This window comes from Porphyromonas canoris (assembly GCF_000769115.1).
GTDB lineage: Bacteria > Bacteroidota > Bacteroidia > Bacteroidales > Porphyromonadaceae > Porphyromonas_A > Porphyromonas_A canoris.
Genome location: NZ_JQZV01000009.1, coordinates 93,286 through 119,599 on the forward strand (window position 1 = coordinate 93,286; position 26,314 = coordinate 119,599).

A 26,314-nucleotide genomic window follows, 5' to 3' on the forward strand; every position below is an offset into this window, starting at 1 on the left:
GGAAACAAAGATACAACTTTATTTCAACTCTTGAGTGATCAGAATTGGCTTCTATACAGCATTATATAAAAGGTGTTTTATCCGGATGGTCTTTGTTCTGCTCCTGTTCTTCTGCCCCTTTTAGTACAGGAAGGCTGATGTTAAACCAAGCACAAAGAACACGACACACAATTACGCTAAGAGCAGACAACAACTGGGTAAGCCCTAAGTTCACACCTATACTCACCAAAATTGTATAAATAAGCCCACCTAAGACACATGCGAGAGCATAAATATCCTTTCTAAAAACGAGAGGGATCTCATTTATAAGGATATCACGAGTCATTCCACCAAAAAAGCCGGTGATAGTTCCCATGATAATGGCAACCCAATATGGGAAACCCAAATCCAATGTTTTATCAACACCAACCACAACAAACAATCCCAGCCCTATGGCATCAAAAAGAAAAACCGTATTCTGCATACGGACCAGATATTTTTTGAAAATTGCGGTAAAAAGCAAAGCCACAAAAGAGATAATAAGATATGACTCTTGTATCATCCAGAAAGGTGTTACACCCAAAAAAAGATCTCGAACGGTACCACCACCCACCGCAGTAACAAAACCTACAACATAGGCACCAAACCAGTCAAACTTCTTCGCAGAAGCCAATCGGATACCGGATATAGCAAAAGCAAATGTGCCTAGATAGTCACAAATCGTAATAAAATCTACCATCAATCTACTTCTATAGACAGTTAATACTGCTCATTCTCATTAGGGAAGTTTCTGCTTTTCACATCTTCAATATAAGCTTTCAATGCTTCATGAATAACTTCATTAAGTTTGGCATAGCGACGAAGGAATCTTGGTGAAAACCCTTGAGATATTCCCAGCATATCGTGCATAACAAGTACTTGTCCATCTACTCCGGCACCTGCTCCAATGCCAATAACGGGGATCATTACACTCTCTGCAACTTGTTTGGCAAGTTGTGCCGGAATCTTTTCCAACACAAGAGCAAAGCATCCCAATTCTTCCAAAAGTTTCGCATCAGCAAGAAGCTTTTCGGCTTCGGCTTCTTCTCTTGCTCGAACAGCATACGTGCCAAATTTATTTATGCTCTGAGGAGTAAGTCCCAGGTGTCCCATTATTGGAATACCCGCCGACAAAATTCTCTGAACAGACTCGGTAATCTCTGAACCGCCTTCCATCTTAATAGCATCGGCATGCGTCTCTTTCATCACACGTATAGCAGAGTGCAATGCCTCCTTTGAATTTCCTTGATAAGAGCCAAACGGAAGATCTACAACAACGAGAGCACGCTTTACAGCTTTCATAACACTCTTACCATGATAAATCATCTGATCCAATGTAATAGGAAGAGTAGTAACATTCCCAGCCATGACATTAGAGGCAGAATCCCCAACAAGAATAACATCCATGCCCGACTCATCTATCAATCCACCGAAAGAGAAGTCATAAGCTGTAAGCATGCTTATCTTCTCTCCCCTCTGTTTCATTTCCAGCAGTCTGTGAGTTGTTACTTTTTTTCTATCACTACTGAGATAATTGCTCATATTTCCCTTTATCTTTTGTTCAAAATCCTTGTAATTAGAAGAGTACAAAGGTAGAAAAGAAAATCCATAAAAATTTTTCTTGACCTGACTTATCTGTGCAAAAAATCAAATATCATCTTTCCTCAAGGATAACATTATGCTGTCAAGTAATTAGAGATTAATTCTCTCTATTCTTTCAAATCATTAATACACAATTGATAGAACAACAGATATAGCCAATATCCTTTATATTTTTGCCACTAAGGTACGATTGATAAATCAAAGGACAAATCAACAAAGAGATCAACTAACAGGAATTTTGATTCTTCTCAAGATTTGATTTGTCGCAAATATAGAGATATTAAAGGCTTTCTACAAGCCCGTTATCGCTTTTTATTGACTCTACTATATTTTCAAGCTCCGATATTGTTTCCGCTTTATAGTAGTTCCCTTTATGGGAGACAAGTGCTATCAGATCTTCTCCTATAACTTCCTCCCTTTTAACAAAAAGCTCCCACACAGGCACCCCGACTGCTTTGGCTATTCTCTCGGCTGTTGTGGTTGTAATGGATTCTGCGTTAAGCATCCTCTTGACAGATTGCAAAGACACCTCCATTGCATCTGCAAGAATCTGATAGGTCATACCTTTTTCTTTTAAGACATCCTTTATTCTCATCTCCTCTTGTTTTACTACGTAAATATAACTCTTTATATATACGGGCATACAATTTTATATACTAAAAAAGCTAAAGCATATAATTTGGGCACTTTAGATTACTCTCTTGAACAATATCTCAATCAACTAGCGTAATTGTCTCAAAGCCGAGGCGCAGTAGAGCCTCGGCTATATTACTTCCTATGCCACACCCTGCAAGTAGAACCTTGAAAGATTTAATCGTTGTCTGTTGCTGATCTGAAACATAGATTCTATTTCTATTATATCGGCACATAGTAATCATCATTAATGAAAGAAGTTCGCTCGTAGACAAGTCGTAATCCCTTTCCTATTTATGAAGACTTATTATTTTGATTTTCTGACAGATATGCTTATTTGAATATCTCCTCCTCGCAAAGAAGGTGCGCAGCGAGCATGAAAAGCACACTGCGCAACACCGCCAAATACCTCGAAGCCTATATAGGTACGGAGGTGAATAATAGTGATTTCAGCTATCTGCTGGTCAAAGCATTCTTTTCTTTTGTGCGGTAGAACTATGAGCTTAGACACAACACGGTCGTCAAAATAATACAAGCAATCATCTCAACCTTAAATCGCCTCAAGCGTGATGGATATGATGTCCGCAGAGACTACTCGGACTACAAGATGGGCATTGAGGAGGTTACAACGGTTGCTTCGTCCGATGATGAGATAGAGCGTTTGTACAACCTTGATCTTAAAGGGCTGTCTGTAATTATCCGAGACCTATTTGTGTTTGCTTGTGAGACAGGGTCGAGGTATTCCGATTTGGTCGCCCTCTAGGACAGTAATGTGGATAATAATAACTTACTGATACATCCCACTTATGTGGTCATACTGCTGACGACTGATCAGGCCGCTATGATATGCTTTCTTCAGAGTCTCGCCTGTCGCAGACCTAATCTTATCCCATAATCCTTGTATTTCCGACTCTCGTCCCTTCTCGTACTCCGAAACAAGGTCTTTGGATAACGACTCAAAATTTACAGTGTCGCCGGTTAAGGCCGACAGTCCTGAGTGGTCCATAGCTCTATATCTCCTATACCTTGGGAGGCATCTATGCCTCAAGTCTTCAAGATCTCTTCTGAACTCTGCAGTAGAAATCTCTCTGTCTTCAAGCTTCTTCTTTAGAGCCTCCTTCTCATTCAAGAGGCTCTCTTTTGTTTTTCTTGCCAACTCCGAATCTACATCTTTACCCTTGAACAATGCCTCTACAGCTTTCTTTTCTGCCATATATTCATTGCGCTCAAGACCATGCTTTGCGATGAGGTAGTTACAAAGATCATTATATCCGCTTTTGCTCTTATCGGAAACATCGGCAACGCTTTTCACGAGAGGTTTGAAATAGTTAAGCATATAATCCTCCATATCAAAAGTATTAACGCTGCTCAACCTGTTAAGACCGAGATAGGCATTTTCGTAAGCCTCGATTGGCTTGCCGTGCTCTTTCTCAAGAGCCTCCTGAAACTTTAACAGTCCCCTTGAATGATCCACATATCCCTCCATCATCTTATATCCGAAACCTTTGACCTTCTCTTCGTAATACTCTCTCGCCACTCCGGCGACAGGTCTCTCTTCATCCCGGTAGTTATTTTCCGGTATTCTACCTTTTTGTCGAAAAGTGCCTATACCAAGTTTGTTTTTCATAGAGACATTGTCCACTTCCGCAAGTAAGCTCTTATCGGTCATCTTCTTATAACTCCGCCACAGAATATACCTGAGATCATCGTCCGTCAAAGAGAATCCAAGCTTAACACTCGTCTTGTCCAGAAGTTGCATGAACAGGCTTTTCACTTTCCTCCAAAAAGAATGCTCCTCATTATCGGAGAAACCTCTTTCTGCGAGTTCTGCCATATATTCCTCTGTCGCCACGCGGAAGTCCCAGCCTTTTTTCTTTGCTTTCTCGTTGATACGCTCCCTCGATTTAACAGAGACTTGACTATAAACTCTATCAAGGAAAGCATCAAAATCATCACCGAACAACTCTCTCAAACCTTTATGACCAACCACCTCATGAAAAACAGTAGCCCTCGCATCTGCCTCGCTTGTGGCGTTTTCAAGCAGTAGAACGACTTCTTCGGAAGACAGATCATACCATCCTTTTGCTCGTCGCATGCGAATCTCCGTCCCTTTGTTGAGGCTCTTGATCTCTCTTACATCTTTGACGATTCGTATATTTCCTCCAAGCTTTTCTGCAAGCTCTTTTACCGCTTGCTCGATCCGCTCTGCGTTGTTACCGGCTCCCTTGTTCGCACCTTGACGGAAGCGGATATCTGAATTGTTTTCATCAAATCTCTTCGACAAAGGGATTATATTTCCGGCATCATCTCTAACTACAGCATCATGCCTCTTTACATTATTAGAAGTATTCTTATATCTGTATGTTTCTCCATCATCAAATCCCCACTCTCTGATATCGTTCCCATCCCACCAAAGATGATCTGCTCTGACCTCTTGTTCTATGATCTTGTGATTCCCGATTCCAAATCGAGCATCTCCATGTGCTTCTGCGTAGGTTTTTGAGGGAGAAACCCACTGCCCTTCGCTTTGCAACAGGCTGTCTTTTACATCGGAAGGGACAGAACGATACACCGTTATTGTCGGCATATCTGTTACAGATCCATTATTCTTTAGTTGGTATTGAATATTTCTAATAACACTACCAATAGCGGCTTGAGATTCCCTCCCTGCTGTGTCATTATACATATAGAGCCTTGCCCCTCTATCTGAGAAGTAATCATCCGGCTGATTGTGCACACCATGAGCAACGGCAAACAGATTGGTATCTCCTCCATTTTCTTCAACATCTTCTTTCAGGACCTCAATGTTTGAAAAATCCTCCTTTTCTACACCTGAAGATGGCGCGTGATGTCCGTCTCTGTAATCATCTAATAGAGTATATCCCGTCTCTTCAGCCCTCTCATCGACAAGTCTTTGCGCCGTCTCCAGATCTCCTGCGTTCACAGCGTCAAAATATTCCTTGTCTAATAAGTCTGCATCTCTAGACCTAACTTCCTTACCTTCGGTGTTTGGGTTTTGCACACCCATCTTTTCGTAGCTCCCTCCCTTTTGCCTTTTCCAGACATCAAGCAGTTTGCCAACCTTTGCCACGACACCATCATATATCCTTGCGACCTCTTCACCCTCGAAGAATACGCAATAGCTGTCATCACCGGCTCCTGGGATCATAGCAGGATACTCATACTCATTTGAAGATTTGCAGCACACATACCCTTTCTTCAGGGTAAAATCTTCAGGCGAGAACTCATATTCCCACCCTTCTTCCAAATATCCGCCATTCTCTTTATACATCGCCTCCAACTTGTCGTACGCCTCCGGGTTAGCATATATGTGTCTAAGTCCGGGTTCGTAGGCGAAGTGTACAGAGGCGAAGTCTTCAGGAATATTATCAGATAATTGACCTCTCGCGAAGATATCTTCCTCAGACTCTCTTAGCGGCGTATCGCTTTCTCTGAATAGTATGCTTGGATTTTCAGAATAGAATGTACCGACATTCTCTGAGGCAGACTTGATTTGGTTAGGTTCAAAAGCAACAACCATAGAGGACTTCCCATCATAAATGATCACACCATCATTGTTTTCAGACTCTTCTATAATTAAAGATTGGTAACTATCCCAAAAACCTATTACATCATAATCTTTGAATATGTTTTTGCCAAGTCCGTTTTTCCTGCACCAATTATCATCAATTATTAGTGGAGTCTTCAGCTCCACATAGGCATCAACAACTTCTCCCTTTTGAGAAGAATCAAACTCTGATGTCTCATAATCTTCCGCGATTTTCTTGCTACTGATAAAGAAGAACCCTTTATCATCAAAGCTATAACGACTGCCTATAAAATCTTTGCTGAACTCTGTCAGACTTTTCGATAATGTTCCATGATACACCACCATTGGCTCTCCATTTTCGTCGACAACCTTTGAGGTGTTGGTTTGCAAAAGAGAAACAAGTTTTGTATCTTTGACCTTAGAAAGATCAGCGATAGTAGACTTCGTGTCGGGCGTTGTGCCAAAATCGCTGTTGTAGGCTCCTTGTCTTGCTATCAGGTCAAGGAGCTTTCCTTTTTCAATACTTGACAACTTGTGATCATAGTAAGTTTCACCGCTCTTGGTATTAACCATAACCGCACGGACGGTGTAATCAACGCCGCCGATCTGTATCCCTACAACATAATAGTCGAATGATTGAGCATTGACCTTTCTATCCGTGTTGTCTGCGCTGTCAATATAGATGGCATTCTCAATGATACCTGGAATTGCCGCTATGCTCTGGAGGTGCTCAGTGTTCTTGTAATCATGCTGCAAGACCTCATTGAGACCACCTCGCTTGCGACCTCGCTGTAAGCTTATCTTCTTGCCTGTGTCCCGGTTGACATAGACGCCCTGCAAGCTTTTGCCGTACTCAAACGCGTTCTTCTTGTATTGCTTGAGATCTTTGCTCGCCTCTATTTCCGTGCCTGATATTGACACAGGACTGCTCTTGCGCAACTTCTCAACCCTCGCAACCTTTTCCCAATCTCCGAACCAATCTTTGAAAGCTTTGGTACGAACTTGCACCCACTGATTTTCATTGAGATTTGTAGGATTGCCATTGGGAGCAAGCATAAATATCCCCTCGTCCTTTGCTTTAGATATTATGCTCCGCTCCTCGTCGGAATAAACATTCGTCTGACCCTCTCTAAACAAGATACTACCAGCCTTTTTCTTTTCAAACCAATCTGCAAACTCCAAAGCAGCATCTACCGTTCTAAAGCCCAATGAGCCTGTATCTCCTCGTTCTATTGCCTTGTCGGGGGCTTTGGTTCCACTATTATACTCATCTGAAAGGTTTGCCCATTTCTGCCATCCCTCATTTGTCTTTTCATCTATTTCGTCAGAATAGTCATAGACGGCAATCTGAATAGCCGGGTCTGTTATATTGTCTGATACCGCCGTTAATACAGCCAATTTTGACGGCATCCCATTAACCAATAAAGGAGCGTACAACTCTTCAGAATCGTATGCTGCCTCGTCTATCTTCGTCCGTCCGCTCGTGTCCGTCTGTTTTCTGAACTCTTCCAACTCGTTTAGATAGTCCGGATTTTTCTCCTCCCTGTTCATAGAAGAGTACTCCGCAAACGGCTTGGTCTTTCTTTTGGATGACTTTATCCACTTCTTAAAATTCTCTTTAGAAACTTCTGTTATATTGCCAAGACCTTTCCATCCGGGTGAATAGTTGGATAAGTATGCTGCCTTGGCTTCCTCTATACCGGAGAAGCCATACATTACCTTGTGTTCATCAAAAGATCCGTCTTCTTTTATTTGGTCTACAACAAAGACAGACCCCTCCTCCGGCGAGTCGGACAAGAATATGTCTATATGGTCTCCATCTTTGCCCTTGGTTCCAAGTATATATCCATAGTCATTTTGCATGGTTACGCTCCATGCCGCTCCATCTTTGTCTTTTCCGCTTCTCTCACTATTCTTAGGGTTCTCTATTGTAATAGAAAATCCATCCACCTTGACATGTCCCTTCTTATAGTTGCCGGCTTCTTTCTGCGCCTCGGAGGGATTGGTATCTATGCTCTCCCTCATCTCTTCTATAGAAGGAGAAACAGGAACTTCATCCTCTAATTCATTATCGCCTTGCTGTTTGTCTTCCGAGGCATCTATATCTTCTGCAACACTAACAGATGTCTCATCCTCTTGAATATCTTTAGGATTAAGAAGTTCCTCTGCTTGTTTGAGCATTCGGAGTCTCTCCTTCAAGGCTTTCTTTTCTCTCTCTATCTCAATCCTCCTTTTCCCTTTCGATTGTTCAGGAGAAGAAATATGATCTATCTGCGCTTGAATCCTATCCACCTCATCATTGATAATCTCGGACTGCAGAGATACGTCGTCCGGAAATTCAGACACAAGAGCATCTGCGTACATCTGCGCATCACCAATGGAGTCATAATCTATATTTCCATTTTTATCAACAGGAGGCTTTATCTTATTTTGTTCTTCTGAGTCAGATTCATTTTCGATCTTATCAGGGATATAAACATCATTAGCAGAATCTTTTACATCAGTCGTTCCGATGTCTTTTGATGGGTACTGAATGACCGACTCTTGCCCATCTTTCTCTACTCTTACAAGTATATTGCCATCCGCATCTTCTCCACGAACGACTTCCCCCTCAATTCCATCACCGAGCCGTACAACATCCCCCGGCTCGTATTGCATCCGGGATTCATTGCCCTCGTCTTTTGCTCTTCCGAATAGGTCGTTTCTCTTCTTCAGATCAACAAGCGCCTGCACATCCTCTCGTTTGGCAACCTCTTGATTGTGTCCATCAGAAACAACAACAGATCCATCCGGATTGCTTTGAAGAATTTGCACAGAACTTGTACTGCCATCCGGTCCATCTATCTCATACACATCTCCGGGATTGAAAGGCAGATCTCCATCTATCTCTCCCGCAAGCCTTTGCATTTCATTCTGTCGAACAGTTGTTTCAAGCTTTGAAAGGAGATCTTCAATGGGCGTAGATTGTACGCCTGAAAGCTGATCTATAGAGACCATCTCAAGCGCTCCTGTTGATGAATCTTTAACAACAACGCTTCCGCTGCTGCTTTCTTTATCTACATCTCCGCTGCCGTCTTCGAGTAGATGAATGTCCCCACCAACGATATAGTACTCAGTCTCATCTCTTCCGTGTATTTTTGCGGAATATACGTTACCATCTTTATTGGCATTAGACTGAATCGTCTCTCTGTCTTGAGCAATCTTCAGGTCTACACTCTCTATGACTTTATCAATCATACCTTCGTATGCGGATCGAGCATTGATATAGTCGGATACTGCCTGTATGGTCTTCTCGTCTGCTCCCGATTCACTCAATGATTGCAATTGCTCTGCAGGCGTATTGCCATATTTCAACAGCTCCTCATCCGGATCTCCTCCCCAAATAGACTCTACTCCTTCTCTGCTCTTATCATAGAGCATCTTTGCTTGATTTTTCTGAGTAGGATCTTCTATGCTATACCCCTCTTCTCTGCTCTTCTCTGCAATATTATTTACCTGATCGGAAAATCCTTTGCTGAATTGCTCAAAAGGGATAGAGGTATATTCTGCAATATTGCTCTGCGCTAAAAAAGACTGGTTGCCATCAGCATCCTGAACAATCAAATTATTGTCCTTGTCAAGCCCTAAGACTTCCGATATCTTCCCATCCTTAGATTCCACCACATGAACCTCTCCCTGTGCTTGTCGTCTCTTTTTGTTAACGTAATTGGCAGCAATCCTATTAGGCCCCCCAATAACGCCACCCATGAAAAGACCTGCTTTTGCTCCCTCGAATCCATTGCGTAGTGCCTCGCTAAGCGTAGGATAATCTTCCGGGTTTTGATATATCACAGGAACAAATGCTCCAAGGTATTCAGCAGCGAATTCACTCGCACCCTCAACACTTGAATCTTTAGCGAGTTGCAGTAATGTTTTCTTCCCAAAAGCATCCGCTCCAAGCTCTCTGCTTGCTTTTTCTGCAAGCTTAGACATCTCTTGCCGTGCTGTGGGATTATCCGCAACAACCTTACCGACAGCATCCCCGATGCTATTTTTAACTCCAGGCTTCTTTAGCCAGCCGAAGAAATAATCAAGGGGAATCTTCTCAGTTGCATATTCAATGGCTCCGGATGTGAAGCCGGATTTCCAAACATCCTTGTCGCTTATATTCTTTCCTGTTTGCTCGCTATATTGTCTGGCTTCCGCCATTGCTTGTCCTGCCGCAGAAGCAGTCATACCGCCCATTCCTATCTGCGCAAGAGGCCTTGCAAGAGGTCTCGTGGCAGGATGTAATGAACTTGCGACGGCCGCTATATTGGGCACCATCTGGGGGAGAAGACTGCCAAACCATGCAGCGCCTTCTACATATAAAGCTCGAAAACGGCAGAATAGCTAAGAGATAAAGACTGCCAAACCATGCAGCGCCTTCTACCGGTCTCTGCTCTGAAAGCTCTTTGCCCGCTTCTGATATAATCTTATCACCCCATGTCTCGTCTTTAGACCACTTTGATAGTATCTCGATCGCCTTCTTCTTGTCCCCTCCGGACTCTTCTATTGCCTTCCTCAGAGCTTTAATGGCGCCCTTATTATCTTCCTTGTTATATTGGTATCTCTGTGGCTCCGGGTTGCTGATGCGCCACAAAGCCTCAGATATAAAGCCTCTATCTTTTTTAGACATATCCCCCCACTCCCTGCGCGCTTTGCTGTACAGATAGTCTCTATACTTTAATTTGGCACCCAAAGATTTTTCGTAGCTGTCTATGTCTATTCCAAGAGCGTCAAAATCATTCAACACCTTGATGGCCTCCGAGGCATCACGGCTTGATCCGGTAAATAGATTTGCAGTCTCTCCTGCGAGCGCCTTCCCACCTTGTATAAGCGCCTTACCTCCCTGCATAAAACCTTCATCAAATCGTCTTATGGGAGTGCTGTTTCTCTGAGAAGGGGACCCGTCTTTTGAATTATCTTGTATGGTTGTTTTACTTCCTCGCCTTGGCAGAAATTCCTCCTCCCCATACTCGTTAGATACTCTCATATTGAGATTGGGACGGACAACAATTCTATCAGAGAATGTGTCGAAGTCTTTCAGACTACCGTCTATGCTTTTAAGGTAGTCGAAGACTTTCCTTCGGCTACCCTCATCTTGCATTCTCTTCTTGAACTCATCTTCAGATCCTATGCCATCGAAATTCTTCGACAGTGTTTGATATATTCTTTTCAGTTCTTTATCTTGCGCTTTCACCATCTCCATGTTGCTTTAGGTTTTGTTTTCCCGGCGAGTTTGTACACAAACTCTCTCGCCCTCTCATTTCCATTGTTTGCTTCATTTATAATGTGTACAAGCTTTTCGTCGTCTGTAAGTTTTCTTCGAGATACGGTGGTCGTCTTGCCCTGATATGGATTCTCTCGTGTAGACCTGACCTCTCTTTCATCGCTGAGACCTAAGTCTGCAAAACCTTTCCCGATTGTCGCAGAATTGATCCTACCTGCCTCAATATCAACAATCTCTCCGTCTATCGGGATAGATATCGTCTTACCCTTTTTGTGTTTCTCCGCACTTGCCAGGCTATTAGTGGCAGAAGCCCTGCTGCTTGACGCTGCCGCCCTGTTTCTGTCTATTTGACTCTGCGACAGATCTTTCTGATAAGCAGCCTCCACTTCCTTTCTGCCAGCATCCGATTTGGCTGCGTTTATCTTATAATAATCAAGGGCAGCCCTGTTTATTTGGTTTTCTCTGTCCCTTTTCATTCTCTCGTCTTGCTCTTGTGCATCTCGTTTTTCTCTTTGTGTAGCAAGATTGTAGCGTCTATCCTGATCTGCTCTCTGATCGTCGAAGTGGCGAGCTCTCAAAGAATAGTTGATATAGGCATCTCTATTTCTATCCCTTTCAGCTTTCAATTTATCATATCTCTGTTGTAGAGCTCCGGAGAGGCTATTACGAGGGTCGTATGTACTATATGCTCCTTTAGATGCAAAGAATAGATTAGATAGAGCAGATATGCCATCGCCTATTGAAGCAAGCAGCATATTCCTGCCCTCTCTTTTTGCAATCTCTTCTTCCTTCTTTTCGTGGTTTTGATTTAATATATCTATAGCATCCTGGTAGGACATCTTTGTGCTTGGAGCTTTCACAACAACATCTGATTCCACCTTTGGCAGAATAGCCGGAGCAGTAGATATGGGTTGAAGTGTCGGGGCTGAGATCGCAGTTCCTTGCTTGGGTTCAGTGCCGGAATCCTGCCGGACCGATGTTCTTCTTTTGCTTATTGCGTCTATCGTTCTCATTGCTTTCCTCCTTTCGACAAGAGCGGATTGGCAGCAAAAGAAGCACCGGCGCTCATGACACCTCTCACAGCATCAGCAACACCTTGCGCTCTCTGGAGTTTCATCTGAGCGACCTGAGCATTGAACGCCTCATCTCTATTTAAGAAGGCTCTTTCAAGCGCACCTTTTCTATAATCGTTTTGCGCCACAATGTCAGAAACGACATCTGTCATAGCCTTGTTGGCGGTCTCCTTCTCAAGCGCTATTGCTTCATTCGTTGCGCCCGTTACAGCCTGAGCCCCTGCCGACCTGTTAGATCTGTTGCGGATAGCGTCAGAAGCCATGTTGATCATTCTGAGAGCAGATGCTCTCTGAGTTGCATCCTCATTGTACCTTCTATCGAACAGATCTTTATTCGCTTGCTTTCTGCTTTCAAGATCTTGTTGCGCTTTTCTCATCTCATTTGCCTGAAGGACGCCGCCGAGGACACTTCCAAGAACGGACATTCCGGCTCCAATTGCGATTGGTAACATATACTTATATGAATTTAATATCTGTAATCTAAGAGCGAAAGTACGATACGATATTTGTAGAAGTGTTGCAGATATTAAACTCGTAAGTATTTAATCGAGAGATGGATAATAGCAAAGAGACGAAACAAAAAGGCGTCAGAAGAGGAGGGAGACAAAAAGGATCTGAAAATGTTATCACAAGAGAGGTTCGTCTTATGATAAAGGACTTTGTTGATAATAACATGGAAACATTTATACAGAGAATGAACGCTCTTGATGAAGTAAATTATTGCAGAACGTTTGTCGCAATTCTTCCATACTGCGCACCCAGGTTGCAAAGTGTGCAGTTTGAAGATCAAACTATCAAGGTTAAAACAATAGAAGACAAACTCGTTGAACTATCGAAAGCAGACAACAACGAATAACGAATAACGAATAATGAAAGAGATAAGCATAACAATAAAAAAGACGTCTGTCTATGAAGAGGTCTCGAAGACGACGTCTTATATAGCGAAGAACGACGAAAGCACATACGAAAAAGTATTTACATCTGATGCAGACAGGCTGATGCTTGAGACATTTTGGGTCAGCACTTGCGATGAGATCACTCAGGTGGTTAAAGAGTACATAAAAGAAGTTAGCACTCAAAAGGTAACATCGAAAGTGGATCTTTCAAGCAACTACACACTCACGCTCTCTATGCCGTCGAACTTCGACACAAACCTAAGAAGCAGCATAGAGACATCTATATATTCTTACTTTATCAACTCTATATCAAGCAGATGGCTCACAATGACAAAAGAAGAGAATATTGCTTCTTCTTACGTACAACAAGCACTTGGGCAACTCAAAGAAATTAAGGCTCTCATATATTACAGAGCAAAGCCAAAACGAGTATCAATATAAAACAGAATAAAATGGCACGAAAAAATCTAACGATTACACTACACATCTCAGAGATGATCTATGACATACAGAACAAAACATTTTTGACAGGTAGATCGAAGAGAGACGATGGGAATCATGACAAAGCTGCATATATGCAGGCCAACAATGACGAAGAAGAACTAAATCAAATACTTAGAAGTATCGGAGATCACTATAACAAACTCAGATCAATACTATCTGAATACATTGAAGATAGCAGCTCAACTGCTTCAAACAACCTGATTTCTTCAAGTAGCGATATCACTTTGGCGCTCTCCATGCCGGAGAATTATAACACCGCTTCCGCAAATACAATCGCAACAGAGGCGCATCAGTACATAGTTAACAAATCAATAGCAGACTGGTTTGACCTTACGAACAAAGAAGGTTCTGCAACGTATCTCGCGAAGTCTCAAGAGAACGTACACAACCTTATCAGATCTATACATCAGAGAAAAAGACCCGTGAGGTCATAATAACAATGAGCTATCATATATACATACCCCGTGATTTAGAGATACAGGCAGGGAAGAAGAAGCTGCAATACTGCTTCGGTCGTGAGGCTCTGTTGTACGACATCTCTAATTATTGCTACGTCCAGGGGCAGGTAATCAGCGAAGAGATAGAAAACGCAAGACACATGACCATAGATGTTGCTCAAGATGGGAATATTGACAGGGTTACAAGGGTACTGAATCTTGCGTTTGATGAGGTTGTAGAACTACTCTACAGAATTACAAAGGATGAGGTGGACGACAAGAGCGAATACACTAATGAGTTCCATGTTCCGGAGTCTTATCATGTAACAATGAACGTGCATGACAAATTCTCCATCACAACAGCAAATCTACTGCAAACACTTATACATGAGTATCTTGTATGCAGAGCTGTAGAAGACTGGATAAGCATCACTTATGCACACCTCAAGCCGGAGTGGACGATAAAGGTAGAAGACCTCAAGAAGAAGATTAAAACCGCCCTGACAGGCGCAACAGGCAAGGCAAGAATACCGAAGAGACCTTTCTGACACAACTTCCAGATCGGGCTATTATAGAACAGGGGCGAGAGCGTTGTACTTTCGTCCCTGTTTTATTGTTCTGATTTTATATAAAAAAATGACTCGCTGGCGGATCTTACGGTATGCCAAGCGAGTACTGTTTGATTTCTTTTAATTCCACTAAGGTACGATTGATAGAGTTAAAAGGTCGCACGAGCGGTCTCCATAGCCCGTTGTTTTAATTCCTCTCAAAGTTCGATTGTAGCAAAACATTAAAGGCTTTCTGCAAGCCTCTTAATATCCTCTATGCTGTTTATTGTGTAAGTCTCATCGTTTACCCTCACGACTCCAATCACTTCGCTTTTATGCGTGTACGCAAATAGATCTCGAAACTCAACATCAAGAGCACGAGCAATATCTGTAAGAGAGGATATAGATATACCTTTCTTACAATTCATCACATCGCTGATATACGACTTGCTTTTCCCAAGCTTTTCAGCAAGGTCTTTCGCTTGCATACCTCGCTCCTTAAGTATCTCTTTTATTCTGAGTTTTACGATTTCTTCTTCCATACTGCAAATATACTACTATATAATAATGAGTACAGAACATAAGTGTATTAAATAAAGTTAAATAAGTGTATTTTCTGAATTATCTATTGCATAGTTCAGAAAATGAGCGTACCTTTGCAGTACAAAGATGAAACACAAGTATAAACCTAAAAACAAAAACAGCAATGAAAACTATTAACAGCAACAAAATCAAAATTCTAAAAGAGAATTACGAGAAACAAACTAACACTCACGAGGTTTCTCTAAAAGAGTATATAGAGCTTGAAGCTCAATCTGATTCTAACTTCTTCAGATTTCTTTTTGATGAAGATTTTGAGCAAGATTTCGACACAAGTCTCACAGATGAGCAAAAAGAAAAATACGAACGCTTCTTGAACAAGATACAAGACTACAATATCTTCTACATCGAAGTAGGAGATGAAGATAACACATTGATTTTCAGAGAAGAATAAAAACTTGAAACAATAAAAGCAAATATGCTAACAAATAATAGCGAAGATACTAAGGTACGATGATAGTGTTGTTTAAGTGCTATATGTGCAAGAAGCTCCCTATTGTTTTAATTCCACTAAGGTACGATTGATAGAACGATGGGACGATCGACTACTCCGTCATGTTTGAAGGTTTTAATTCCACTAAGGTACGATTGATAGATTTGTATCTCGTTCTGACGAAAAAATAAAGAACGACGTTTTAATTCCACTAAGGTACGATTGATAGAAATAGAAACGAACCAAATATGGTACCGATATGACGTTTTAATTCCACTAAGGTACGATTGATAGTCGAAAAACTCTTAGCCGTCGTCGTCTTGCCCGATCGTTTTAATTCCACTAAGGTACGATTGATAGAGATATGAAAGACAAAAACGAACCGATAGGAAAGAGGTTTTAATTCCACTAAGGTACGATTGATAGTTCCCGCTCCTTTATTGAACATGGATGCTATTGCATGTTTTAATTCCACTAAGGTACGATTGATAGCGGTAGGTGCATTTAAGGCATTCGGGGGTGATAAGCTGTTTTAATTCCACTAAGGTACGATTGATAGTCGATAGGCTTAATGCGTTCGGGCGCGAGTTGCTGTTTTAATTCCACTAAGGTACGATTGATAGCTTCTTTGAATAGCCTTTCAATAGTGGCTATCAATTGTTTTAATTCCACTAAGGTACGATTGATAGGGCAAGAAGACGGTAACCGTGCAATCAAATACCAACGTTTTAATTCCACTAAGGTACGATTGATAGAGTATTTCGACAGAAGGGCTGGCAGAAAGCCTTGATGGTTTTAATTCCACTAAGGTACGATTGATAGTGATTATGAATCCTTTAATTGCAGCTAGTTTAATCTCGTTTTAATTCCACTAAGGTACGATTGATAGAATAATAACGAACATAGTAATCCAGTCTGTGCATAATGTTTTAATTCCACTAAGGTACGATTGATAGACAGATAGAGAAACCGACGGGAGAAGTAACGAAACCGGTTTTAATTCCACTAAGGTACGATTGATAGGAGACAGAGTGGGAAGACATCTTTAAGACGCTCTACGTTTTAATTCCACTAAGGTACGATTGATAGGTTATTTTGTCCATATACTCTGACATAGACTGATCGTGTTTTAATTCCACTAAGGTACGATTGATAGTAGGGGTGTCTAAAGATACGATAGCTCACGCCCTCGTTTTAATTCCACTAAGGTACGATTGATAGAACACCCCTACTCCGCGTTATTTCTCGAAATGGGGTGTTTTAATTCCACTAAGGTACGATTGATAGTAAGACGGAGTTTGAGATCGACACGACTAAAGTACTGTTTTAATTCCACTAAGGTACGATTGATAGTAAAACACCTGTACGGAGACAGCAACACGCGCAGACGTTTTAATTCCACTAAGGTACGATTGATAGACCCTGCTATGTTGCTGAATATGAAGAGTTTGCAACGTTTTAATTCCACTAAGGTACGATTGATAGTTCGCACCGCTCTGTACCACGATGGTACGGCGAAAATGTTTTAATTCCACTAAGGTACGATTGATAGAACCATTCAGATACGCCAAGACTCGGCATATATATAGTTTTAATTCCACTAAGGTACGATTGATAGTCCCTCATCCGACTTGTACCACGCGACCTCCGACCCCGTGTTTTAATTCCACTAAGGTACGATTGATAGCGCCGTAGCTTTAGAGAGTGGTGTGAAAGGCGTTTGTTTTAATTCCACTAAGGTACGATTGATAGCTATATCGTATTCACAAACGCAAGCATCGTAGCAAGTTTTAATTCCACTAAGGTACGATTGATAGTCGTTGCTATCATCGCTCAAATTGCTTCTTTAGCGTTTTAATTCCACTAAGGTACGATTGATAGACCCACGTGTTCGGCATCCACCCAAGAGGAGAGAGTTTTAATTCCACTAAGGTACGATTGATAGTATCGCGGTATCGCATTTTAGCATTTTTAGAAAGGGGTTTTAATTCCACTAAGGTACGATTGATAGCATCGGGGTACGATTACGAGCAGGTGATGTACAAGAGTTTTAATTCCACTAAGGTACGATTGATAGACAGCGTGTTGCGACCTCTCCCGCATCCCCTTACGGGTTTTAATTCCACTAAGGTACGATTGATAGTGTGCATGACAGCTCCCGCTCTCCGAAAGGGTATTAGTTTTAATTCCACTAAGGTACGATTGATAGTAATCGACAGCAAGCGCACGGAGATTAACTCGTTTAGTTTTAATTCCACTAAGGTACGATTGATAGACACCTCCCGTCTGTATTGCTCTCGATAAGAAGACTCGTTTTAATTCCACTAAGGTACGATTGATAGGGGGGGTCAGGCTCTACCCTGCACGACCTGCTGGAGGTTTTAATTCCACTAAGGTACGATTGATAGCGCCTACCCTGTCTCCGCCGCTTTCTTCGCTGTAAGTTTTAATTCCACTAAGGTACGATTGATAGCGAGGCGCACAGGCGAAAGCGATAAAGCGCCTGTAGTTTTAATTCCACTAAGGTACGATTGATAGACCTCTCGCGCTACGCTGAGAATATTCGTAACCGACAGTTTTAATTCCACTAAGGTACGATTGATAGTGCCACCAACGAGAGCACCATGGAGGCAAAAGGGAGTTTTAATTCCACTAAGGTACGATTGATAGACCCTATCTCCGAGTCCGAACACGCGCTGTGGGTATGTTTTAATTCCACTAAGGTACGATTGATAGCTTGCAGTAGCCCTATGGCTCATGAAAAGAGCCGATGTTTTAATTCCACTAAGGTACGATTGATAGCGTTTATGGAAAATCTTCATTTGACATATAAAGAGGTGTGTTTTAATTCCACTAAGGTACGATTGATAGTAGAGGGTACAATATCGTGTACCTGCCGGACTCGCCGGTTTTAATTCCACTAAGGTACGATTGATAGGTATACCCGGATACTCCAACTCCCAAACGGGATTCTGTTTTAATTCCACTAAGGTACGATTGATAGTCTGCTATGGTTTTGCACTCCTCGACAGTTGCGATGTTTTAATTCCACTAAGGTACGATTGATAGTATCGTGAATACAGGATTTATAACTAATCTAATGCGTTTTAATTCCACTAAGGTACGATTGATAGGGACGACCGCGCTCGTGGGCTGTTCCAGTTCTACGGTTTTAATTCCACTAAGGTACGATTGATAGGCCCTCTCCGAGAGTGTCGTACGCTACCTGCGTCTGTGTTTTAATTCCACTAAGGTACGATTGATAGTTCCTATGAGAACAAGGATCGACATCACCAGATACTGTTTTAATTCCACTAAGGTACGATTGATAGTGCCATCCGAGTTGCACACCTTCAGCCCTTGAGTCTGTAGTTTTAATTCCACTAAGGTACGATTGATAGGGGCGTCCTTGTCGGACACCTCCTCCGTTTTGAGTGGTTTTAATTCCACTAAGGTACGATTGATAGAGCTCTTTTTCGAGCGCCTCAAAATCTTCACTCTCGTTTTAATTCCACTAAGGTACGATTGATAGGTGTATGATGGCGGAGGTTTTGAGTTACATTATATAGGTTTTAATTCCACTAAGGTACGATTGATAGAAATCTCTAATCGCCTTGTCGTACTCGCAAGGTCGGAGTTTTAATTCCACTAAGGTACGATTGATAGTTTTTCGCTTAACTTTGTTTCGCTTCTAACTTATTTGTTTTAATTCCACTAAGGTACGATTGATAGTGATTACTCCCGATGAGCATGGAATTGTTCTTGGCTGTTTTAATTCCACTAAGGTACGATTGATAGGTCGACGAGACCATAGAAGGACTCATCCCTCGTCTCGGTTTTAATTCCACTAAGGTACGATTGATAGTCTCGCAGCTTCGCTTCGAGGAGTGCTCTGCGGTGCATGTTTTAATTCCACTAAGGTACGATTGATAGAGCTCGCTATTGAGCTGAATATCGATGCGCAAAGGCGTTTTAATTCCACTAAGGTACGATTGATAGAAATTCATGCTGACAATGTTCCCCTACGATGCCATACGTTTTAATTCCACTAAGGTACGATTGATAGACCCAGAATGCGTCCACCATCTCCTCGATCGTGATGTTTTAATTCCACTAAGGTACGATTGATAGTTTCGTTTCTCAAATCAAAAGTTGATAGATTATTTTGTTTTAATTCCACTAAGGTACGATTGATAGACAACGAACAAGGGGCAGATAGTCGGGCTGGACTTGTTTTAATTCCACTAAGGTACGATTGATAGTCTACGAGAACGAATACAATCGTAGCAAACGCCACAGTTTTAATTCCACTAAGGTACGATTGATAGTGGGATAATCATCACCATCATCAAGTAGAGCAGAATGTTTTAATTCCACTAAGGTACGATTGATAGATGTACAGCGCGTAATCCCGCACTTTCTATCTCGAGTTTTAATTCCACTAAGGTACGATTGATAGTATGTCGGTTGTAAGTCTATCTTGTTGCCCTTTGCATGTTTTAATTCCACTAAGGTACGATTGATAGCCTGGCGGTGCTCTCTAAGTATTCAAGATTCGGATAGGTTTTAATTCCACTAAGGTACGATTGATAGTCAAGTATTTTTCGTTGGAACTCAGCCCATTCGCAAGTTTTAATTCCACTAAGGTACGATTGATAGGGGCGGACACTGTTAACGAGGGGGTGGATATTGTGAGTTTTAATTCCACTAAGGTACGATTGATAGTTACATGAGGGTCGAGGTCAAAAACGAGGACGGGCAAGTTTTAATTCCACTAAGGTACGATTGATAGAATATGGTGACAAGGATCTCCTCGTTACAAGCCTTGGTTTTAATTCCACTAAGGTACGATTGATAGCCACCTCGTTGCCGTCCGCATCTGTAAAGATGAGATGTTTTAATTCCACTAAGGTACGATTGATAGAACGAAAAGAAGTACACATACGAAGTCTATACAGAAGGTTTTAATTCCACTAAGGTACGATTGATAGAAGAGCCTTTTTGTTGCTCTCAGATGAAATGGAGCGTTTTAATTCCACTAAGGTACGATTGATAGCGTTTCTATTTTTCAATGTACCACAGCGAGTCCGGCGTTTTAATTCCACTAAGGTACGATTGATAGTTCGCCGACAGAAAGGTAAGATCGCGGAGCTGGCTTGGTTTTAATTCCACTAAGGTACGATTGATAGGGAAGCTCTATCCATTTTGCAGGTCTTTTCCCGAAGTTTTAATTCCACTAAGGTACGATTGATAGTACGAAGTCGCTTCAAAAACAACTGATAATGTCGGAGTTTTAATTCCACTAAGGTACGATTGATAGAGATAAGCTCTTGGTTATTATGTTTAGCATCCGCAATGTTTTAATTCCACTAAGGTACGATTGATAGACACGATGATCGCCGCGTTAAGGACAACCAACAGGGTTTTAATTCCACTAAGGTACGATTGATAGACGCACTGCACACCTCGCAGACCTCCCCTCCCACAAGTTTTAATTCCACTAAGGTACGATTGATAGATTTACACAAATCTTGATAGCTACCGCACTCTTAGCGTTTTAATTCCACTAAGGTACGATTGATAGCCCTTGTTCGCTATCGTACCGTTGAACAGCCCTTTAGTTTTAATTCCACTAAGGTACGATTGATAGAACCGATACCACCATCAAATATAATCTTTTTGATTTTGTTTTAATTCCACTAAGGTACGATTGATAGATGTAAGATATTTTACCCTCCTGCACGCGCACCCCTGTTTTAATTCCACTAAGGTACGATTGATAGGTCTATACGCGCTGTACGGCACACGAGGCAGGGTGTAGTTTTAATTCCACTAAGGTACGATTGATAGGCCGCTTGCCAAGGGAAGACACATCTTTCGGGGTGAGGGTTTTAATTCCACTAAGGTACGATTGATAGCTGGCGGTGCTCTCTAAGTATTCAAGATTCGGATAGGTTTTAATTCCACTAAGGTACGATTGATAGCGTTCTCCAGGGCTTCTTCGAGGATCTTCTTGCTCTGGTTTTAATTCCACTAAGGTACGATTGATAGGGTTCCTGCGTTGCAGAGATTCACGAAATGCCAGAGTTTTAATTCCACTAAGGTACGATTGATAGCTGACGGCATCACGGAACAAAATACGGCATGGACTGTGTTTTAATTCCACTAAGGTACGATTGATAGCTATTCTTCGAGCATTTCGGAAGAATCGTCGCTCGAGTTTTAATTCCACTAAGGTACGATTGATAGCTCTCTTCGAGCCGTTATATTTTGCCCGGAGAAGAAGTTTTAATTCCACTAAGGTACGATTGATAGCAATGCTTGACCTGATATTGATGTTTGCCACTGCTGGTTTTAATTCCACTAAGGTACGATTGATAGTCTAATCGCAGCACCTGTGCAACCTGTTCGAGAGAGAAGTTTTAATTCCACTAAGGTACGATTGATAGGCGCCTACCCTGTCTCCGCCGCTTTCTTCGCTGTAAGTTTTAATTCCACTAAGGTACGATTGATAGCCCGTCAAGGGTGTACCCAAGACGTGCCTCCACCCAGTTTTAATTCCACTAAGGTACGATTGATAGGCGTCCGCACCTTCATCCACAAGTACTTTCCTTTTTCGTTTTAATTCCACTAAGGTACGATTGATAGTTGTTCGCACGCCGGGCAATGCAACACGGGCAAGCAGGTTTTAATTCCACTAAGGTACGATTGATAGGTATCTCTCCCTACGTCGATCGCTCCGAACTGCACAACGTTTTAATTCCACTAAGGTACGATTGATAGTGCTTTATTGTTTTGGTGTTTTATTTTTACTTTGCAAGTTTTAATTCCACTAAGGTACGATTGATAGTGTCCAGTCCTTCCATGTCCAGCCAGCCGCACCACAGGTTTTAATTCCACTAAGGTACGATTGATAGAGGTCGAGATAGCCGCTGTTGTGGTTAAATACCTCAGCGTTTTAATTCCACTAAGGTACGATTGATAGTAGTACTCTTTGAAGCATCAAGCTCTGTCGCATAGGTGTTTTAATTCCACTAAGGTACGATTGATAGATCTGTGTCTGAAGTTATATCGGTAAGTGTGACAGTAGTTTTAATTCCACTAAGGTACGATTGATAGCGGAAGTTCTTGATGAAAAGGAGCTTGCTGAACGCTAGTTTTAATTCCACTAAGGTACGATTGATAGTAAGGGCAGACACGACAGAAGCCTTAACTGGGTCTATGTTTTAATTCCACTAAGGTACGATTGATAGCGTGGTCTTCGGAGTATCGAATATAGACCCTAAGTGGTTTTAATTCCACTAAGGTACGATTGATAGCTGCGTGTTTGCCCTTGAAGTGTTTGAGCATCCGAAGTTTTAATTCCACTAAGGTACGATTGATAGTAGCGGAGGAGGTCGCGCAGAAGTCGCGCGAAGCGAGTTTTAATTCCACTAAGGTACGATTGATAGTTTGTAGGCGGTGCAGCAGAATTAAAACAACTACTGTTTTAATTCCACTAAGGTACGATTGATAGTCTGTTGGGTCTATCAGGATGAGTTTGTTTTCGAGGGTTTTAATTCCACTAAGGTACGATTGATAGAAGAAAAGGGAGCGCAGATATTTCTTGTAAGACGGAGGGTTTTAATTCCACTAAGGTACGATTGATAGTTCTCACAATAGAGCCTCTTTTTATAGCCCTCAAAAAGTTTTAATTCCACTAAGGTACGATTGATAGAATCCGATGGGGTGGACATTATGAACAGACAAAAGTAGTTTTAATTCCACTAAGGTACGATTGATAGAATTTACGGGGGGCGCATTTTTAGAAAGAGTGTCAGCGTTTTAATTCCACTAAGGTACGATTGATAGTTGCAATTCGTCAACGAAAGAACCGCAAACGACATCGTTTTAATTCCACTAAGGTACGATTGATAGAAGATCCCGGTCGGCTCCAAGATCATAATCTCTACTCGTTTTAATTCCACTAAGGTACGATTGATAGCAAGATAAAGGATGCTCGGACAGGCGTTGAGCGTCGTTTTAATTCCACTAAGGTACGATTGATAGAAAGCTACAACGCTTCAAGGAAAAACTCTTGCTCTCGTTTTAATTCCACTAAGGTACGATTGATAGTTTTAAGATATTATGATGTAATAGACGGCGATACGCCGTTTTAATTCCACTAAGGTACGATTGATAGTGTTGACCAGTTAGTGGGTACTGCTGAAAATCCTCTGTTTTAATTCCACTAAGGTACGATTGATAGATTACGATTGATAGTCCTATAATATGGCTATTGAAGATTTTCTAGGAATGTTTTAATTCCACTAAGGTACGATTGATAGTGTTGACCAGTTAGTGGGTACTGCTGAAAATCCTCTGTTTTAATTCCACTAAGGTACGATTGATAGGGAATTTGTATGGTTATGAGCATGATGTTGAAGAACAGTTTTAATTCCACTAAGGTACGATTGATAGAAATTTCTCATCCATCAGAGCATCGGAGCCAATAGCGTTTTAATTCCACTAAGGTACGATTGATAGACCATCCCGAACCAGGCTCCAACCTTGAGGTATATAATGTTTTAATTCCACTAAGGTACGATTGATAGGACGACGACTCTTCCTTGCATCACGAGGTAATCTCTTGTTTTAATTCCACTAAGGTACGATTGATAGATAACACTTTTATTAGGTGCTCTACTCGTCCAGCTATGTTTTAATTCCACTAAGGTACGATTGATAGATAGCCTGCACTACGTTCTCCGTCAGCTTGCCTCCGTGTTTTAATTCCACTAAGGTACGATTGATAGCCTGCCCCCTCTGTCGAGGACTTAAAGCGCATCACGGGTTTTAATTCCACTAAGGTACGATTGATAGGATATACCGCTATAATGTTACTGTTCTACATCACATGTTTTAATTCCACTAAGGTACGATTGATAGTCCCACGCCTCTTATCTCGGTCGTCGTGGACGGCTACGTTTTAATTCCACTAAGGTACGATTGATAGCGATACCTCTGTTTCCGTTTTTGTCGAAGAGGTAGAGTTTTAATTCCACTAAGGTACGATTGATAGGGAATATCTATTAGGTATTTCATGTGTTCTGAGTTGTTTTAATTCCACTAAGGTACGATTGATAGGTATATAACCGCCTCGTCTATACCGCTCTGCACGAGGGTTTTAATTCCACTAAGGTACGATTGATAGAAGGATTCATAATCAATACAAAATATTAGGGTCCTTGTTTTAATTCCACTAAGGTACGATTGATAGCGTTGAGCAAGATGAGCTTCGCGTCGATGCTCGAGTTTTAATTCCACTAAGGTACGATTGATAGCTCGCAGCGAGCGACAGAAAAGAGAACCTGACAGGCGTTTTAATTCCACTAAGGTACGATTGATAGTGCCTTGACGCCTGTGCGATACTCCGACTCCACCACGTTTTAATTCCACTAAGGTACGATTGATAGTTCTGAGCACAACAAGCACCGAGACGGCTCCGCATCGTTTTAATTCCACTAAGGTACGATTGATAGAAAGAGAGTATAAATATATCGTCAATGACACGAGCGCGTTTTAATTCCACTAAGGTACGATTGATAGATAAGATAGATGGCGTTATAGCTATGCTTGAAGCGTGTTTTAATTCCACTAAGGTACGATTGATAGTTTGCAGAGGTGTACAGCGAAGAGGCGAACACCGAAGTTTTAATTCCACTAAGGTACGATTGATAGCAAAGGGGGCGAAACTAAAGCGAATGTACATAAAGTTTTAATTCCACTAAGGTACGATTGATAGAATTTCTATCGAAATTCTTTCAGATTGCAGGTAAGTTTTAATTCCACTAAGGTACGATTGATAGTGGCGATAAAGGTTATATGATTACCCCCGACGAGCAGTTTTAATTCCACTAAGGTACGATTGATAGCAAACAGGACGCAGAGATCTCTAAGCGCAGCGCGGAGAGTTTTAATTCCACTAAGGTACGATTGATAGCTGGGGACGTACCACAACTGGAGAGACACGAGCGAAGTTTTAATTCCACTAAGGTACGATTGATAGTGTAATCATCCGAAAAATATAAAATAATATGGTAGTGGTTTTAATTCCACTAAGGTACGATTGATAGTAAGCGTTTTAGAAATAACTGATAATGTCGAACAGAGTTTTAATTCCACTAAGGTACGATTGATAGCCGTAAAATTACATGAAAAAAGTGATGCAAACAAAGGGATAGAGAAGAGAAAGAGGGGATAAATTTTAGGGAAAAGTTGTCGTTCTATAATAATAGAAAAAGAGTGGAAGGTCGACAACAACTCTAATAATTTGATAATCAGATTTTATGGAACTATTTCTGAGAGAATTTGGGAAATAAATGCAGGTCAAATGTAGAGATAGACGACAAAGGGAGAATTTTATTCCAATTATCTGATTTATTTTCAGATACTTAATTAAAGAGAATCAAGAATTGGATATGTAGCTCGTATTTGAATATCCTTTTCTAAGATAATAAAATTAAATGTTTAAACAGAAACTTAATGAGTTTAAGAGTAGAAAGAGAGTATAAAAGAAGAGAGTCGCAATGTCAGATAACATTGCGACTCTCTTTGTTTTGTGGAGAATGACGGATTCGAACCGTCGACCCCCTGCGTGCAAGGCAGGTGCTCTAGCCAGCTGAGCTAATCCCCCCTTAAGAGTTAATTATCTCGTTGTTGTCCCTCCAATCCCGCCGGTTGAAGTCCTTTCGTAGTCCCAGGCAGATTTGAACTGCCGACCTCTACAT

15 protein-coding genes, 1 tRNA gene and 1 CRISPR repeat array are annotated in these 26,314 nt (G+C 41.5%); of the genes, 6 read left to right on the top strand and 10 right to left on the bottom strand.

Annotated features, from left to right (window positions below; all coding sequences use genetic code 11):
* Positions 1-61 precede the first annotated feature (61 nt).
* From HQ43_RS04785 to HQ43_RS09660, 4 genes are all read right to left on the bottom strand, one after another.
* A complete protein-coding gene (locus tag HQ43_RS04785; RefSeq protein WP_036790452.1) occupies positions 62-718 on the bottom strand; it encodes a trimeric intracellular cation channel family protein in 657 nt (218 codons plus the stop codon).
* A 20-nt stretch (positions 719-738) separates the two neighbouring features.
* Positions 739-1,560, bottom strand: coding sequence for a 3-methyl-2-oxobutanoate hydroxymethyltransferase (gene panB / locus HQ43_RS04790; RefSeq protein WP_036790509.1), 822 nt, complete (start codon positions 1,558-1,560; stop codon positions 739-741).
* A 340-nt stretch (positions 1,561-1,900) separates the two neighbouring features.
* Entirely contained in the window at positions 1,901-2,215 is a 315-nt protein-coding gene (locus HQ43_RS04795; protein ID WP_036790513.1) for a helix-turn-helix transcriptional regulator, read from the bottom strand.
* A 118-nt stretch (positions 2,216-2,333) separates the two neighbouring features.
* Positions 2,334-2,501: a ThiF family adenylyltransferase gene (locus HQ43_RS09660; protein WP_316931157.1), complete on the bottom strand. Its 168-nt coding sequence runs from the start codon at positions 2,499-2,501 to the stop codon at positions 2,334-2,336.
* A 359-nt stretch (positions 2,502-2,860) separates the two neighbouring features.
* Between HQ43_RS09660 and HQ43_RS09880 the strand changes: the two genes are divergently transcribed.
* Positions 2,861-3,016: a site-specific integrase gene (locus tag HQ43_RS09880; protein ID WP_161785882.1), complete on the top strand. Its 156-nt coding sequence runs from the start codon at positions 2,861-2,863 to the stop codon at positions 3,014-3,016.
* Positions 3,017-3,040: 24 nt separating this feature from the next.
* Here HQ43_RS09880 and HQ43_RS04800 read toward each other — a convergent pair whose 3' ends face one another.
* The 4 genes from HQ43_RS04800 to HQ43_RS04815 are packed head-to-tail and all read right to left on the bottom strand — an operon-like array spanning position 3,041 to position 12,579.
* Positions 3,041-10,027, bottom strand: coding sequence for an ADP-ribosyltransferase-containing protein (locus HQ43_RS04800; protein WP_152567485.1), 6,987 nt, complete (start codon positions 10,025-10,027; stop codon positions 3,041-3,043).
* Positions 9,969-11,033 carry a hypothetical protein gene (locus HQ43_RS04805; protein ID WP_036790458.1) on the bottom strand — a complete coding sequence of 355 codons (1,065 nt, stop codon included), beginning with the start codon at positions 11,031-11,033 and terminating at the stop codon, positions 9,969-9,971. The genes HQ43_RS04800 and HQ43_RS04805 overlap by 59 nt, the downstream gene beginning before the upstream one ends.
* Positions 11,021-12,067, bottom strand: a complete 1,047-nt coding sequence (locus HQ43_RS04810; RefSeq protein ID WP_036790461.1) for a hypothetical protein — start codon at positions 12,065-12,067, stop codon at positions 11,021-11,023. The genes HQ43_RS04805 and HQ43_RS04810 overlap by 13 nt, the downstream gene beginning before the upstream one ends.
* Positions 12,064-12,579 carry a hypothetical protein gene (locus HQ43_RS04815; RefSeq protein ID WP_052103085.1) on the bottom strand — a complete coding sequence of 172 codons (516 nt, stop codon included), beginning with the start codon at positions 12,577-12,579 and terminating at the stop codon, positions 12,064-12,066. Before HQ43_RS04815 ends, HQ43_RS04810 begins: the two co-directional genes overlap by 4 nt.
* Positions 12,580-12,680: 101 nt before the next feature.
* Between HQ43_RS04815 and HQ43_RS04820 the strand changes: the two genes are divergently transcribed.
* The 4 genes from HQ43_RS04820 to HQ43_RS04835 are packed head-to-tail and all read left to right on the top strand — an operon-like array spanning position 12,681 to position 14,512.
* Entirely contained in the window at positions 12,681-12,983 is a 303-nt protein-coding gene (locus tag HQ43_RS04820) for a hypothetical protein (protein WP_036790464.1), read from the top strand.
* A gap of 13 nt (positions 12,984-12,996) precedes the next feature.
* Entirely contained in the window at positions 12,997-13,464 is a 468-nt protein-coding gene (locus HQ43_RS04825; protein ID WP_036790468.1) for a hypothetical protein, read from the top strand.
* Positions 13,465-13,475: 11 nt separating this feature from the next.
* On the top strand, positions 13,476-13,961 hold the full coding sequence (locus HQ43_RS04830) for a hypothetical protein (RefSeq protein WP_152567486.1): 486 nt from the start codon (positions 13,476-13,478) through the stop codon (positions 13,959-13,961).
* A 5-nt stretch (positions 13,962-13,966) separates the two neighbouring features.
* Positions 13,967-14,512 carry a hypothetical protein gene (locus HQ43_RS04835; RefSeq protein ID WP_052079495.1) on the top strand — a complete coding sequence of 182 codons (546 nt, stop codon included), beginning with the start codon at positions 13,967-13,969 and terminating at the stop codon, positions 14,510-14,512.
* A 242-nt stretch (positions 14,513-14,754) separates the two neighbouring features.
* Here the strand turns inward: HQ43_RS04835 and HQ43_RS04840 are convergent, their stop codons facing one another.
* Complete coding sequence (locus HQ43_RS04840) at positions 14,755-15,054, bottom strand: helix-turn-helix domain-containing protein (protein WP_036790477.1); 300 nt, start codon at positions 15,052-15,054, stop codon at positions 14,755-14,757.
* Between the two features lie 164 nt (positions 15,055-15,218).
* Here HQ43_RS04840 and HQ43_RS04845 point away from each other — a divergent pair, with 164 nt between their 5' ends.
* Complete coding sequence (locus tag HQ43_RS04845) at positions 15,219-15,506, top strand: hypothetical protein (protein WP_036790480.1); 288 nt, start codon at positions 15,219-15,221, stop codon at positions 15,504-15,506.
* A gap of 104 nt (positions 15,507-15,610) precedes the next feature.
* Positions 15,611-25,726: direct repeats of the CRISPR family, unit length 30 nt; unit sequence GTTTTAATTCCACTAAGGTACGATTGATAG.
* A gap of 420 nt (positions 25,727-26,146) precedes the next feature.
* On the opposite strand, the gene HQ43_RS04850 is transcribed toward HQ43_RS04845, so the two are convergent.
* Positions 26,147-26,220 (bottom strand) — tRNA-Ala (locus HQ43_RS04850).
* Positions 26,221-26,314: the final 94 nt, after the last annotated feature.

Excerpts from the sequence above, each read along its gene's own strand:
- panB (WP_036790509.1), bottom strand. The coding sequence starts at position 1,560 with ATGAGCAATTATCTCAGTAGTGATAGAAAAAAAGTAACAACTCACAGA.
- HQ43_RS04800 (WP_152567485.1), bottom strand. The coding sequence starts at position 10,027 with ATGGGCGGTATGACTGCTTCTGCGGCAGGACAAGCAATGGCGGAAGCC.
- HQ43_RS04835 (WP_052079495.1), top strand. The coding sequence starts at position 13,967 with ATGAGCTATCATATATACATACCCCGTGATTTAGAGATACAGGCAGGG.
- HQ43_RS04840 (WP_036790477.1), bottom strand. The coding sequence starts at position 15,054 with ATGGAAGAAGAAATCGTAAAACTCAGAATAAAAGAGATACTTAAGGAG.
- HQ43_RS04785 (WP_036790452.1), bottom strand. The coding sequence starts at position 718 with ATGGTAGATTTTATTACGATTTGTGACTATCTAGGCACATTTGCTTTT.
- HQ43_RS04815 (WP_052103085.1), bottom strand. The coding sequence starts at position 12,579 with ATGTTACCAATCGCAATTGGAGCCGGAATGTCCGTTCTTGGAAGTGTC.
- HQ43_RS04810 (WP_036790461.1), bottom strand. The coding sequence starts at position 12,067 with ATGAGAACGATAGACGCAATAAGCAAAAGAAGAACATCGGTCCGGCAG.
- HQ43_RS09880 (WP_161785882.1), top strand. The coding sequence starts at position 2,861 with ATGGGCATTGAGGAGGTTACAACGGTTGCTTCGTCCGATGATGAGATA.
- HQ43_RS04825 (WP_036790468.1), top strand. The coding sequence starts at position 12,997 with ATGAAAGAGATAAGCATAACAATAAAAAAGACGTCTGTCTATGAAGAG.
- HQ43_RS09660 (WP_316931157.1), bottom strand. The coding sequence starts at position 2,501 with ATGATGATTACTATGTGCCGATATAATAGAAATAGAATCTATGTTTCA.
- HQ43_RS04845 (WP_036790480.1), top strand. The coding sequence starts at position 15,219 with ATGAAAACTATTAACAGCAACAAAATCAAAATTCTAAAAGAGAATTAC.
- HQ43_RS04820 (WP_036790464.1), top strand. The coding sequence starts at position 12,681 with ATGGATAATAGCAAAGAGACGAAACAAAAAGGCGTCAGAAGAGGAGGG.
- HQ43_RS04795 (WP_036790513.1), bottom strand. The coding sequence starts at position 2,215 with ATGAGAATAAAGGATGTCTTAAAAGAAAAAGGTATGACCTATCAGATT.
- HQ43_RS04805 (WP_036790458.1), bottom strand. The coding sequence starts at position 11,033 with ATGGAGATGGTGAAAGCGCAAGATAAAGAACTGAAAAGAATATATCAA.
- HQ43_RS04830 (WP_152567486.1), top strand. The coding sequence starts at position 13,476 with ATGGCACGAAAAAATCTAACGATTACACTACACATCTCAGAGATGATC.